This window comes from Marinomonas sp. ATLA20, assembly GCF_057180105.1.
The window spans coordinates 936,303-951,091 of the sequence record NZ_JBXUKU010000001.1; the positions used below are offsets into that span (position 1 = coordinate 936,303).

General features: G+C 42.9%; 9 protein-coding genes. All 9 read left to right on the top strand.

What is annotated here, in order from left to right:
* The first annotated feature begins 67 nt into the window (after positions 1–67).
* The 9 genes from AC2A4J_RS04270 (at position 68) to AC2A4J_RS04310 (ending at position 14,610) form a co-directional block, all read left to right on the top strand.
* Entirely contained in the window at positions 68–1,420 is a 1,353-nt protein-coding gene (locus tag AC2A4J_RS04270) for an AAA family ATPase (protein ID WP_484175061.1), read from the top strand.
* Positions 1,417–2,160: a retron system putative HNH endonuclease gene (locus AC2A4J_RS04275; RefSeq protein WP_484175062.1), complete on the top strand. Its 744-nt coding sequence runs from the start codon at positions 1,417–1,419 to the stop codon at positions 2,158–2,160. The genes AC2A4J_RS04270 and AC2A4J_RS04275 overlap by 4 nt, the downstream gene beginning before the upstream one ends.
* The gene (locus tag AC2A4J_RS04280; protein ID WP_484175063.1) at positions 2,161–5,514 is read left to right on the top strand and encodes a type I restriction endonuclease subunit R; all 3,354 of its coding nucleotides are present in this window, start codon (positions 2,161–2,163) and stop codon (positions 5,512–5,514) included. It begins immediately after the preceding gene.
* A 27-nt stretch (positions 5,515–5,541) separates the two neighbouring features.
* Positions 5,542–6,342 (top strand): M48 family metallopeptidase, encoded by an 801-nt coding sequence (locus AC2A4J_RS04285; protein WP_484175064.1) that lies wholly within the window; start codon positions 5,542–5,544, stop codon positions 6,340–6,342.
* Between the two features lie 115 nt (positions 6,343–6,457).
* The gene (locus tag AC2A4J_RS04290) at positions 6,458–7,123 is read left to right on the top strand and encodes a glutathione S-transferase (RefSeq protein ID WP_484175065.1); all 666 of its coding nucleotides are present in this window, start codon (positions 6,458–6,460) and stop codon (positions 7,121–7,123) included.
* Between the two features lie 148 nt (positions 7,124–7,271).
* Positions 7,272–7,808, top strand: a complete 537-nt coding sequence (locus AC2A4J_RS04295) for a sigma-70 family RNA polymerase sigma factor (RefSeq protein WP_484175066.1) — start codon at positions 7,272–7,274, stop codon at positions 7,806–7,808.
* Between the two features lie 4 nt (positions 7,809–7,812).
* Positions 7,813–8,799, top strand: coding sequence for a DUF4880 domain-containing protein (locus tag AC2A4J_RS04300; RefSeq protein WP_484175067.1), 987 nt, complete (start codon positions 7,813–7,815; stop codon positions 8,797–8,799).
* A 112-nt stretch (positions 8,800–8,911) separates the two neighbouring features.
* Entirely contained in the window at positions 8,912–11,689 is a 2,778-nt protein-coding gene (locus AC2A4J_RS04305) for a TonB-dependent receptor plug domain-containing protein (protein ID WP_484175068.1), read from the top strand.
* A 98-nt stretch (positions 11,690–11,787) separates the two neighbouring features.
* Entirely contained in the window at positions 11,788–14,610 is a 2,823-nt protein-coding gene (locus AC2A4J_RS04310; RefSeq protein ID WP_484175069.1) for a M16 family metallopeptidase, read from the top strand.
* Positions 14,611–14,789: the final 179 nt, after the last annotated feature.

The following is a 14,789-nucleotide window of genomic DNA, read 5'->3' on the forward strand; positions in this document are numbered from 1 at the left end:
AAGACTGCCTAAAGAACGACACTCTATAATGGGTGACATAAAAGCCGCTCTTTGCGGAGGAAGGATAATGAAATTAAAGACGCTAACGCTTTCGAACTTTCGTGGTTTTACCTCGTTTGAATGTCATTTTAATGAAGGTCTGAACGTTATTGTCGGGCAAAACGGCTTTGGTAAAACCTCTGTATTAGATGCGATTTCTGTGGCTTACGGACAATACCTTAGTGCCTTTGGAACAGGCGTGGATCGTGGTGTTCATAAAGATGAGATTCACCTTGCTGTTACTCAATCAGCGCATGGGGAAACGATTCAAATGGAATACCAGTTTCCTGTTACTGTGACTTGTGAGGCTTACGAAGCATCGTCTATTCCGGACTTTCCTCTCTCTTGGACTCGCAGCCTTAATTCCGAAAAAAGTCGCACTACTCAGGTGGCTCCTCTAAAAAATTCTGCTAAGCGCTTAGAAAAAGCGGTGCAAAATGGCGAGGCTATCACCTTACCTATTTTGGCTTACTATGGAACGGGACGTCTTTGGAAGCAGAAATCACTTTCCTCTATGAAAGAAGAATCGCTCAGCAAGGCAAGCCGTTTAGAAGGTTACCGCGATTGCATGGACCCAGAGTCCAGCTACAACGCTTTTGCTCGCTGGCTTCGTAATGAAAGCATTGCGGATTACGAGCGTCGTATGGAGATACTTGAGCAATCAGGTCTTGAAGAAGCGCTTAGCAAGGGGAAAACAGTTCGTGGTCGTTTATTGAGTGCCATTGGTAATGCGATTAATACCGTGCTTGCGCCTTCTGGATGGAAAAATGTGCGTTATGGGGCAAGTTCAAAGCAAATTATAGCCACACATCCTAAGCAGGGTGATATACCTATTTCTTTGTTGAGTGACGGTGTTCGGAATATGGTTGGCTTGGTGGCTGATATTGCCTACCGCTGTGTGCGTTTGAATCCACATTTAGAAGGAGAGGCAGTAACTGGTACATTTGGCACTGTGTTAATCGATGAAATAGACATGCATTTGCACCCTGAATGGCAACAATTAGTGCTACAGAATTTGGAAGAAGCCTTTCCGAATATACAATTTATTGTCACGACCCACAGCCCTCAAGTGCTCTCAACCGTTAAAAAAGAATCCATCATAGTGTTAGGTAAAACAGGCGCCGTTCAGCCTATCTTTGGTGAAACTTATGGCGAAGCCAGTCATGATATTTTAACGGAAGTGATGCATGTTAATCCTAAACCTCGTATCGAGCAGGTGGTAGAAGTAGAGCGCTATTTAAACATGATTGATTTAGGGCAACATGAATCTAGCGACGGTAAAGCGCAGCGAGCTAAACTAGAGAAAATGCTTGGTGCAGAGCATCATGAGTTACAAAAAGCAGATCGTAAAATTCGACGTAAGGGATTGCTGGCACAATGAGAGTGATTGCTAAAACGGAGTTAGGCAGTAATGTATTAGATAGACAAAACACGAGAGGTCGACCAAGCACTTCAGAAGAAGCTGCAGTACGCTGGGATGAGTTTGGCGGAAAGAAAACCGTACGTAACAAACTGAAATTAGAGCAAAAAGGGCTTTGTGCTTACACTGAGTTTAATATTAGCGCGTTTGTTTCTTTGGCGTCTTCAACACAATATGGCTGTCATATTGAACACATCAAACCTAAAAGCCGCTTTCCAAATGAAACCTTTGATTATGAGAATCTTGTCGTCTCTGTTCTAGATGCTCATGATTTGTATTCGATCAAACAGGGGGAATTGTCTGTTATCACTCAAGACCCAGATGATAAAAGCCATTTCAATTATTTTGGCGGTCATGCCAAGTTTTACTTTTACGATGCTAATTTTTTTATTTCTCCTACTGACCCAGATTGTGAGCGTTTCTTTGCGTTTCTAGAAGCAAGCGGTGAAATTGTTCCATCACCACATCTCGATGATGCAGAGCAAGAGAAAGCAAAGTATACGATTAATCTGCTGAATCTAAACCATCCTTATCTTAAAAATCAGCGTCGCCAGCGTATAGAAGAAGTGGTGAATGTTCTTGATAGTTTAGACAGCGCTGAAGCTATGGCTGCTGTGATTGAGCTAGAAACCACAGAATACGAAGCAGGGCAGATTGCGTCTTTTCCTTCTGCGATTAAATCTTTAATACAAGGCGCCTAAATGAACGCACCATTGGCTAACTTCAATGAAGAGCACAGCTCGAAGATCCCCGCACTGACGCTGTTAAGTAATTTGGGCTACGAGTTTGTTTCGCCTCGTGCTTGTTTGGCGCAGCGGGAGAAATCGTCTGTGGTGATTTTGCCGCAGGTGCTGCGTGCTGTGTTGGCCAAGCAGCGTTTTTCCTATTTGGGTAAGCTGAGAGCCTTGTCAGAGGAATCGATTGATAAGATCGTCCATCAGCTTGGCCATCCTGCCATGAATGAAGGTTTAAACGCCGCCAATGAAAAACTCTACGATGCGTTAACCTATGGCATCACGGTGACGGAGTTTATTGATGGCAAAAAACACAGCCCGACCATTCAAATAATCGATTGGCGAACTCCCGCTAATAACGAATACCACTTTACCGAAGAGCTGACAGTGGACAACACCCACGGCACGGGCAAATGTATTCCCGATATTGTGTGTTTTGTAAATGGTTTGCCTTGGGTGGTGATCGAGGCAAAACGCCCAGCTTCCAGCAAAAAAGGCACGGCGGGGAAATCCTCGGTAATGGAAGGTGTTTCGCAAAGCATTCGTAACCAAGCTCAAGATCAAATCCCCCATTTGTTTGCCTACAGCCAGTTGTTGTTAGCGATTAATGGCGATGACGGTTTGTACGGCACTTGTGGCACGAAAGACAAATTCTGGGCGAAGTGGAAAGAAGAAGAGATCACCGAGGTGACGTTTTCTCGTCTGAAGAACATGCCGCTTTCGCCAGCCAAGCTAGACGCCTTGTTCGATCATCGACCGAGCAAAACGCGGGAAACTTATCTTGCTTTGATCGCTGGTGGCGATTTATTGGTGACGGATCAGGATCGTCTATTGGTGTCTTTGTTACGCCATGACAGATTGCTGGAAATGACGCGTTTGTTTAGCTTGTTCGACAAAAAGAACGGGCGCATTGTGGCGCGTTATCAGCAAGTGTTTGGCATCAAAGCCTTGGTTGAACGCATCACCACTTTTGATGATGGCGTGGAAGAAAGCGGTGTTGTTAATGCGAAGCGTCAAGGCGCACGTAACGGCGGCGTGATCTGGCATACCACAGGATCGGGCAAATCTTTCACCATGGTATTTCTCTCCAAGGCGTTGATCTGGCTGCCTGAGCTGGCGACGTGTCGGGTGATTGTGGTGACTGACCGAGTGGATTTGGAAAATCAGTTGTCACAAACCTTTATGTCGGGCGGGGCTTTGTCGGAGAAAGACAAAGCCAAGGCCATGGCGACCAATGGGGCGCGCCTCGCTAAGCAAATTGGCAGAGGTAACGAGCGGATTATTTTCTCGATTATTAATAAATTTGGCACTGCGGTGGCGCTGCCAGAATGCTTTAACGACAGCCCCAATATCATTGTGTTGGTGGATGAAGGACACCGCAGCCAGAATGGCGAAAACAATATTCGGATGCGCCAAACCTTGCCTAAAGCGGCGTTTGTGGCCTTTACTGGCACGCCGTTATTGCAAGATGATAAAACCGAAAACAAGTTCGGTAAGATCATTCATTCCTACACCATGCAGCAAGCGGTGGAAGACAAAACCGTGACGCCGCTGTTATACGAAGAACGCAAAGCAGAACTCAGCCCAAATGATAAAGCCATCGACGCTTGGTTTGATCGCATTACCGATAAGCTCACCGATAAACAGCGCTCGGACTTAAAACGTAAGTTCGCTCAGCAAGGGCAGATTTATCAAACTCACGGTCGCTTAGAATTGATCGCCCATGATATTTCGGACCATTTTCAAAACTTCAAACATCGTGGTCTAAAAGGCCAACTGGCGTGCGATTCCAAAGCGTCGGCGATTCGCTATAAAGTCTTGTTGGATGAGATTGGCAAAGTCACTTCTGTGGTGGCCATGTCGGCACCCGACACGCGAGAAGGCCATTCCGAAGTTGATAAAGACAGCACCGACATCGTACAAAATTGGTGGAAAAAGAACGTCGCCAATCAGGACGAGAAAACCTACACCAAGCAGATTATTAAAGCGTTTTCTGAGGACGACGGCCCAGACATCATGATTGTGGTAGATAAGCTGCTGACGGGCTTTGATGAACCGAAAAATACCGTGTTGTACATTGATAAGCCGTTGAAACAACACAGCTTGATTCAAGCGATTGCGCGGGTAAACCGCTTATACAAAGAAAAGGATTTTGGCTATTTGATCGATTATCGCGGTGTCCTAACAGAATTAGATACCACAATTGAGAAGTATCAGGATCTTGCTAAGCGCACGCAAGCGGGCTTTGATATTGACGATCTCAAAGGCTTGTACAGCGCTATGGAAACCGAGTACAAAAAACTGCCGAGTTTGTACGCGACCTTGTGGTCGTTTTTTGATTCGGTTCAGAATAAGAGTGATCGTACTGCGTTGGAGCTGGCGTTGGCGGTTAAAATCGAAAACATTGATGGTCAGCTAACCGATGTGAACTTGAAAAAGCGTGACGATTTTTATGCGTCCTTGTCGGCGTTTGCTCGTTGCATGAAGGTGGCGCTGCAATCGGCAGGTTATTTTGACGATGAACGCTTTGACGACAAACGCGCCTTGTATAAGCAAACCCTGAAAAACATGACGGACTTACGTCAGAAAGTGCGCGCGGCGGCAGAAGAAACCATCGATTACGATCAATACGAAGAAGACATTCGCGCCTTGTTGGATAAGCATATTGGCGGGGTGGAAATTCGTGAATCGAAAGGCGCTTATTGGGTCGGGGATTTGGGTGACAATAGCCAACCTGTAAAGATGACAGACGCCGAAGCGCGTAATAAAAAAGACGCCATCACAGGGCGAATGACAAGACAAATCGAGCAAGAGCTAGCGGACGATCCTTACGCGCAGGAATATTTCTCCAAGATGCTAAAAGAGGCCATCGAAAAAGCCAGTGCTATGTTTGATGCGCCGATTAAACAATACATGCTGTTTGCGGATTTGGAAGAGCAGTTAAAAGAACGCAAGGTGGCAGGGATTCCGCAGGAAAAAATCCGTCAGCTAGATGCTTCTGTGCGTGGTAATGTACAAATTTATTATGGTCTGATATTGCAGCAGCTTGGCAATGGTCTTTCTAAGGACATTTTGTCCAAAGAGGGCAAACCGATCAGCGACGATAAAGGGATTGAGTTTGCGCTACACATTGATCAAGTGGTGCGTAAAGCGGTGGCCGAATATTCGATCAATCCGCAGGAGATTGATAAGCAAATTCGAGTTGGCTTGTTACCGATTCTTTTTAATCAATTTGATTTAGCAAAAGCCGATGCCTTGATTACCGCAGTAACGCAAAATGTTCGCCTTCAAAGCACTCGCTTTCAGCATTCGTCTCGATAACCTTGATTATTTTATGAAAGCCTTCTTATGACAGCCATTCATTCTAGTGAACGTAATAGCGAAGAATACAGCTTTGTTTATGGCGACGAAGCCATCGCTTACGACGTGATTCGTAAAAAGCGGCCTTTAGTTGAAAAACAAGAAAATGCGGCGGCCACAAAGCGCAAAATTACCATTCGCGTTCCTCCTAGTGGTGAGGTGCAAGTGATCGCGCCGGACGATGCCAGCAACGAGGCGATTCATGGCGCCGTGATTAAGCGTGCAAAGTGGATTTGGGATGCCTTGGTGGCGTGTCGCAGTCAGCAGGAATTTGTTCAGTCCAAAGACTATGTCAGCGGCGAGATGCAGTTTTATCTTGGTAAACGCTATGTATTGAAAGTCGAGGAAGACTTTGCAGCGGGGCCAAAGATCAAGATGACGCGAGGCAAGCTGTTAGTCACCTTAAGCCAGTTTGATGAACACAAAGCCGCTCGTGTAAAAACACTGGTGACGCATTGGTATCAAGCCAATGCAGAGCGAGTGTTTCACGAACGTTTGATGCAATTACTGCCGGAAACACAATGGGTCAAAGGCGTGCCGTATTTTCGTGTTTTGCCGATGCAAAAACAGTGGGGAAGTTGCTCGGCGCGTGGCTCGCTCTTGCTGAATCCTCACCTTATTAAAGCGCCAAAAGACTGTATCGACTACGTGATTTTGCATGAGCTTTGTCATATTGCTGAACATAACCACAGTGATCGGTTCTGGCGCTTGCTAACGCAAGTTATGCCGAATTGGAAAGCAGTGAAACAACGATTGGATAGTATGGCTGAGCTATATTTGAACGAGTGAGAATTTGATTTTGTCTGTTTTTACGCTTCAGTCATCTTTTTTTTGTTTCATTGCGTATAGTCTGTATTGTAAGAATTAGCGATATTCATTCCCGATAAGACAATAAGGAAATTATATGATTACGGTTCATCATTTAGAAAATTCTCGCTCTCAGCGTATTTTGTGGTTGTTGGAGGAGCTTGGTCTTGAGTACGAGATTGTGGAATACAAGCGTGATCCTGAAACCGCTTCTGGCCCCGAATCTTTGAAAAAAGTACATCCACTGGGTAAGTCGCCAGTTATCACAGATGGCGAGTTAACCGTGGCTGAGTCTGGGGCGATTATTGAATATTTGTTGGATCAGTATGATACGGAAAAGCGTTTGAGACCGACGGATGGCAAGGCATTGCTGGATTATCGCTATTGGCTGCATTTTGCTGAAGGCTCTTTAATGCCTTTGTTGGTGATGAAATTGGTGATGATGAAGATTCCTGAAAGTCCCATGCCTTTTTTTGTGAAGCCGATTGCCAAGGCGATCTCGGGTAAAGTTCAAGAGAAATTCATCACGCCACGAATAACGCCTCAGATGCAATTTATTGAACAAACACTGGGGGAGAACACATGGTTTGTTGGCGAAGAGCTAACGGCCGCGGATATACAAATGAGCTTTCCATTACAAGCGTCTAGCACAAGAATGAATTTGTCTGAATTTCCGAATATCGCGCGTTTTATCAAACAAGTCGAAGCTGTGCCAGCGTACCAACAAGCCTTAGCGAAAGGCGGAGCATTTACTACGTTATAACTTCTTTCGAAAGTAGTTTTTACATCAAGCTAAAGCGTATTTATTCGTATGGATAATCTTTAGTTTGGTGTTTAAATATCTTTGAATTGTTGATATCCATTCTCATTTATTGTACTTTTCTGCTTCTAAAAAAATATTATGAGTAACTATGAGGTCGAACGGTTCGATGAATCCTGAGCATCAAACAACTCAACAAGTTGGTGAGCTTTATGCTGAGCATAATTCATGGCTAACGGGATGGATTCGTGGGCGCCTCGGTTGTCATGAATTGGCAGCAGATATTGCTCAAGACACTTTTGTACGATTACTCAAAAAACCGAAATACTTTTCTAATATGGGTGAAGCCCGTGCTTTTTTAAGTACGATAGCGAAAGGCTTGTATATTGATCATTGGCGTCGTAAGCAAGTCGAACAGGCTTGGTTAGAGTCGTTGGCCAATTGTGAAGAAGAATTTGTGCCTTCTGCTGAGCATTCTGCGTCTATGATTGAGTTGCTTTGTGAATTAGACGCAATGATCGCTAAGTTACCCAAAAAGGTGGCTAATACGCTTATCTTGTCTCAACTTCATGGTTTAACTTACCGAGAAATTGCCGAACGTTTGTCTGTTTCGGAGCGGATGATAAAGCGCTACATGGCTCAGGCTATGTTACAGTGTCTTTTATTTAAATCTGATCAGTCACTATAATCTTATGTCCTCCTCTCGACCTTCAAATCATGCCCATTTAGAAGCTGCTTCTGAATGGTTTTCTGTATTATCTGATAAACCTGTTTCAGAATCGGATAGACGCGCTTGGCAGCAGTGGTTGGAGGATGACATCGCTCACCGTCAAGCATGGCAGCAGGTTGAATCCGTTGGCGCAATGTTTTCTGCTTTTAAAGATGACACAGAAAAACATTCAGCGGGCTATGTTTTGAATAATGGTGGCTCTGTGAATCGTCGCCAATTCATGAAAGGGGTGTTGGGTGTGACCGGTGTTGCGGCATTAGGCTGGATTGGTTGGAATGAAACGCCATTGCCAACTATAGCGTCATCATGGATGGCCGATTTTCATACGCAAGTTGGGCAAGTCGCTACTTATGATTTAGAGGATGGCTCACAAGTTTGGTTGAATACCAATAGTGCGATAAATCGTTTCCCTCGTCGTGAAAATCGAGGTGTGTCTCTGGTGATGGGGGAGGTCTTGGTGCAAACACAAACCTCTCTCGACAGCCGAGCCTTTTCTGTTTCATGCGCACATGGGCTTGTTAGATCAAGCGAAGAAACTGTACGTTTTTGTGTGAGACAGTTGTCAACAGAGCAAAGTGTATTAGCTGTTTATGAGGGTGCTGTATCACTGGCACCTTTTGATTCAAGCGCTTCTAGAACACTTTATGGCGGGGAAGAGGTGACTTTTAGCTCTCACTCTATGGCTGATACTCAGCCAGCTTCTCTTCTATATGAATCTTGGCGTGATGGGTTGTTAATTGTTGAAGATATGTCCCTTAAAGATTTTATGGCAGAAATAGGGCGTTACAACCATGGTTATATCAACCTAGATCCTAGCGTGGCGGATTTACGTGTGGTGGGGACGTTTCCGAATCACGATATGAATCTCGTTCTGTCTATGTTGTCTAAATCGTTTCCAATTCGAGTGCATCATCCGCTGCCTTGGTGGGTGAGTGTTTCTGCGGCTTAGCGTTCACTAAACATTTTTTCGAACTATTTTAAGAAAAACGTTTTTTTTCATGTCCCTTTTTTTATTTACGTTCGGTAATAGTAATAAGAAACATTATTATTACGGAGTTCGTATGGCTTTTTTCCAATTACCAAGACAGAGATTCAAGCAGCGCACAACCGCTTCTCTGCTTGCTATGAATACGCTTCTCGCCAGTGGCGTAGCGTTGACGATGACATCCCCAGCTTATGCCGAATCAGCTGCTGTTGAAAAGCGTTACTACAACATTCCTGCAGGACCTTTATCACAAGCCGTTAATACTTTCGCCGCTGTATCGGGTATGTACTTAGGTGGTAATGGGGCGCTTCTTAAAAATAAGAAAACACTCGGTTTTGTAGGTGAGTACTCTACAGGACAAGCGCTGGATTTATTGTTAATAGGTACAGGTCTTTCTTATGATATTGGTGACGATAAAAGCATTGTTTTAGTGGATTCTAGTTCTATCTCCAAAAGTGCCGACGGCATAACCATGGCGCCATTGTTGGTGCAAGGTCAGCAGAACAGAGCAGAAGTGGGCAAACAGGTTATTGGTCAAAACGAAATTGAATCCATGGCAGGTGCGAATGAAAACTTAACGGATTTGTTAAAAGGCAATGGTAGTGTCCGTTTTAGCCGTTCATCAAGCTCTTCTGCTAATAGTGCGACTATGCGTCCCGACGAAGTGTCTATTAATGGACAATCTCATTATCAAAATTTATTCGTCATCGATGGAATGAGTGCAAATAATGACTTAAACCCTGGAAACTCAGAAGACTCTTATACCAATCCGATCAGTCCTACTAGCTTAAGTATGCTATCTGGGAGTTCTTCTCAAAGCTTTTATATCGATCCTAGTGCTCTTGAGTCTGTTGAGGTATATGACTCAAATGTTCCTGTCGAGTTTGGTGGTTTTATGGGTGGGGTTGTGTCATCAAAGTTAAAACGCTACGACAGTGACAACTACACATCCATTAAATACGCAGTTTCAAAAGATGATTGGGACGAAATGCATGTTGATGAAGACTTTGAAGAGGACTATGAAGAAGGGGAATCATATTCAGGTGAATATACACCAGAGTATCTTAAGCAGCGATATACAATAACTGGTGCGCAAGGATTAAGTGAAAAATTAGGCTTGACGTATACTGCTTCTAGAGCCACCTCTAATTTCGCTCAAGTGTATGATAAACGAGTGAAAACAAAGTATTCCGACGTCAATTATGGGCATCAAGGAATAGAGTATGATGATACAGTCGATAATATTATGCTGCGCTTTGATTATAGAGTGAACAATAACTTGAACATCGGCTCATCTATAATGTATGCGAATCGTCATCATGATGGGTTAACAAGTGCAACATTTGATTCTGCATTTATAAAATCCCATAAAGCGGTAGGAATCAATACTGATATTGAGTACGAAGCCACGAATGGACGTTTACTGACGACGTTGTCTTATAATGAGGCCAGTGACTCAATCCAGTCAGATGATTCTACTTATTCTTACCACCCTGTAGATAGGGAAAGTGGTCGTTGGCCATATTCTGGTGGTTATGGCAATGTCAATCAGCAGCAAAATACCACTAACTTAAAGTTTGATTGGCTGCAAAATGCTTTTCAAGTTGGGCGTTTCGAGCACTCTCTTCGAACTGGGCTTGAGTTGGGTTTTATTAAGCAATTTTATCAAGTAGACGGGGATATCATTAATGAAATTTTTGCCTGCCGTGATGCGAATAATGGCTTGTGCTTGGATGCTGATAATGATGGCTCTTTAGATCGTGATGATGAATATCTAAGAAGTCGTAATATCATTTCAGATAATAAATTTCAAAAAACTTATCATTCAATCGGTATTTATTTTTCCGATACGGTGAAATATGGTGATTGGTCTTATTATGCAGGAATCCGTGCTGATTATGATTCAACCTTAGAAAACCTAAATTTCTCACCAAGATTGACTGCTGAATGGGATGTCTTTAGTGATCAAAAAACTCGTATTAAGGCTGGTGCAAATCGGTATTATGGACGTAGCTTTTTTCAATATGAAGTTAATAATACACTTCGCTCTTGGCGGACAGCGACGACTTTTAATGAGGATGGAAGCGTAAAAACTGTCAAACAGCGAGAAGATACCTCATTTTCAGACTATGATCTGAAAACACCTTATTCCGACGAAATCTCTATTGGCGTTGTTCAGCAAATTGGCTTTTTGGATGCCAGCTTGCAGTTTGTTAATCGTGAGAGCCGAGATATCGTAACTCGCGCCGAAACAGAAGACGGGTTGGATTATTACTCTAACGAGGGGCGTAGCTCTACGGACACAGTTTCTCTGACATTATCTGCACGTAATCCTTTGGAGCTGGGTAGTACAAAAACCTACGGTAGTTTCTCTATTAGTTATCAAGAAAGTGAAACCAACACGCTTAAATCCGCTTCGTATGAAGATCCTATATCATCTAAAGAAATTTATTATAAGGGTAGTGTTATCTATGAATCTCAACTGCCTAAATCCGACTTTAATATTCCTTATAATGTGAACTTTGCAACTCGAACAGAGTTTCTAAATTGGCATGTTATTTGGGCGAATACCATTAACGTGAAATCCGGCGGTACCATTGCTCAAGACACAAAAGAGAATTATGCTGGTTCAACTCGAGACTATGACATCTATGATGATCTAAAGTTTGATAAGCTGATTACCTTGGATACCTCTATTGAATGGAAACCTGAATTGTTCGAATCAGTCGAGGGGTATCTAAAAGTGTCGATCGATAATGTGTTTGATGATTACATCGATGTATCGACAAATTCAAACAATTATTCTTACACTTTAGGCCGATCGACCAGTATAGAAGTTGGCATGCGTTTTTAAGCCGATGATCTTCCTATTTCCTTTCTTTCTTATAAACAAATGCTCTGTCGAGCATTTGTTTATGGCTGTTTTTAAATAACTTCTTTGTGAGCTGTTTTATGCTTTTTTTACAGAAATTTCTGAGTATTGCTGGGGTGATTTGTTTGTTTGCTCTGACGGCCCAAGTGCATGCTGATGACAAAGCTTTACCTTGGGATAATCGAGTTGTACAAGGTACCTTGGATAATGGTTTTCGCTATTATTTATTCGATTCAAGACAAGAAAAAGATGCGCCAAAAGGGCTGACGTTAGCGAATTTGGTCGTGCTTTCTGGTGCTATTGATGAGAAAGACAATCAGTTAGGTGTGGCGCACATGGTTGAACACATGGTGTTCCATGAAAGTAAGACGTTTCCAAACGGTGTGCGTAAAGCCTTGACTGATATGGGATTCAAGCAAGGCCGTGACTTTAATGCCATGACCAACAGCGAAAATACCCGCTATATGGTGAACTTGAAAAACACCACGCCTGAGCGATTGACTAAGGTGTTGGATATTTATCAACAAATGGCATTTCATGCTGAAATCAAAGCTTCGTCGTTGGACAAAGAACGTTTAATTATTCAAGAGGAATGGCGTGGTAAGTTAAGCCACCGCTCCCGAGTGAATAATGAGAAAAAAGCCTTATTACGGGTTGGATCCTTGTATCCAGAACGCCCAGTAATAGGCACACAAGCGACGATTAAAAACACGCCCGCGGAACAACTTCAGACGTTTTACCAAGATTGGTATGCGCCGAATAATATGGCATTGGTTATTTATGCACCAGTCGATACCGCGGAATTGGAAGATCAAGTTAAGCGAATGTTTAGCGCTGAACCTAGGCGAGAGCTGCCAAAACGCCATCCCAAAGATCCTGTTTTAGATGAAAAGCTTAAAATTGGTCAGCTTCAAGATCCAGGTAATAAATGGAATCAAGTGGCATTTTTATATCGCTTTGAAAGTAAGACTGACGATACGGACGAAGGAATACGTAATGGCGTGATTAACTATATGACACGTAACCTATTGACCCAGCAGGTTCGTCGGCAAAAAGAAGTGTTACCAGAGCATGTTCGTGCCTTATCTACTACCAAAGGTAACGTGTCACCTAATGTGGCAATCTTAGGTTTTTCTGTGAATGTCGATGATGGTTACCATGTTTTAGGATTAGATACATTAATTCAAGAATTAGAACGAATTGAAAAACATGGTTTTATGCAAGAAGATTTTGATCAGGTTTATCAAAAAGTCATTGATACAGCAGAGCGTAATAAAAACGCAGCGAAGAGTCGAGGTACTATTTGGGTAGTTAAAATGATGGATGCTGTCACTTCTGATAAAGTTCTGCAAGATCCTCAGCTGAGTAATGATCGAATTCTGAGTCTTGTGAAAACGATATCTTTGGAAGACGTAAATGCTCGTCTGACGCAGTGGTTGTCTTCGCCAGATCGTATTCTTTATACGCAAGCTGTGGGTGGGAAAAGTGTCGATATCGGTACAGCGGAATCCGTTGAAGCTATTTTTAAAGAAATGAAGTCTCGACAGCTTGGAGCCTTAGAAATAGAAAAAGTAGTAGCGGTAAAAATATTACCTGCGGTTACTAAAAGCGGTTCAATGACGCTTTCCTCGAGAAACCCAGAATTAGGTATATCGTATTGGTCTTTATCAAACGGCGATAAACTCACACTGCTCGATCCCAGTGTGTTGGCCGAGCATTATCAAATAGATAAGTCCGAGGAAGATAATAAAACTTATTTTACGGCCCTCTCTGCTGCGGGTTATAACGTAAAAAAAGGCTCTGTTTGGGCAGAACAAATCGCTGCGCAAATGTCTGATGCGACTGGGATATATGGTTGGAGTGATGAAGAGTTCCAGCAATGGCGAAAAGAGAATAGTGTGTTTTTGTCATCTAAGCAAAAGGAACAAAGTCTTGCGTATCGCGGAGCGATTGATGATGAAAAGTTAGATAAGCTATTGGGGCTTTATCATATTAATCAAGTTAACCCCCAAATTGATGCTGATGTTTACGACAGCATAATAAGAAATTTGAAAAGAAGTGCCAGCATTAAAGTAGAGCGTCCTATCGAGGTGTTTTCCCGTCGTCTAGCGCAGGCACGCTTCGGTAAAAGAGAGTTAACGGTTAGCTTATCTAATTTAGCGCCTTTGTCGTTAGAAGTAATACAGCAAACGCGTTACAAGCAAGCGGTGTTGCCTGTTCATTATTTTATGGTGTCTCGTTTGCCTGAAGAGGATATTAAAGACTTAGTTACTTTGTACCTAGCTAATATTCCACGTGACTTGAATGCGCAAATGGATAATACCACTGCAGTTGTACAACAAGCAGGTCAAGTGATTGTTGATGTTTCATTAAATACAGAGCCGAAAGCTGAATATAGGATGTATGCGTATCAATCTATTCCTTGGTCACCTATTGCTGCGCTTCAGTTGACTTATTTAGGTGAGCGTTTAGAGGCGCAGTTAAAACAGCGTCTACGTAGTGAAGTTCAAGGTGTTTACAGCGTTAGAGTCGGTCTGGATCTAAACAAAGATACCAATCGTGCTGAACTTAAAATTCAATATTCGAGCTCTCCAGAACGGTTAGACGATTTGGCCGACATGACCAAAAAAACGCTTACGGAATTACCAAAGATGATAACCGAAGAGTGGGTGGATGAAATTCATAAGGCGTTCGTCGATGTGGAGCAAAATCGCTTAGAAAAAGATTTTGATGGCACGTTAGTGCACCGACTTGAATTGAGTGAAACTCTTTATGGCGATGCCCGTTATCTTGATGAAATGGACAAGCTGACGTCTGGCTTAACGTTGAAAAAGTTAAAAGCTTTCGCTGATACTCTTAACTTTAACGATAGAGTAATCGGTTTGTATCGTCCTTTGGAATAAGGGTTTAGATAGCAAACCTAATAAAAAATTCAAATGCCCAACAATGATATTGTTGGGCATTTTTATTAGCAGCTCTTTTCTTATTATATATTGCTGGAACTAAGTTTGTTACTCGACTTATTAGAGCGTCATGAATACTATGAAAGTCGTTATTCTGTGATTTGTTTTAGTAAGGAAAG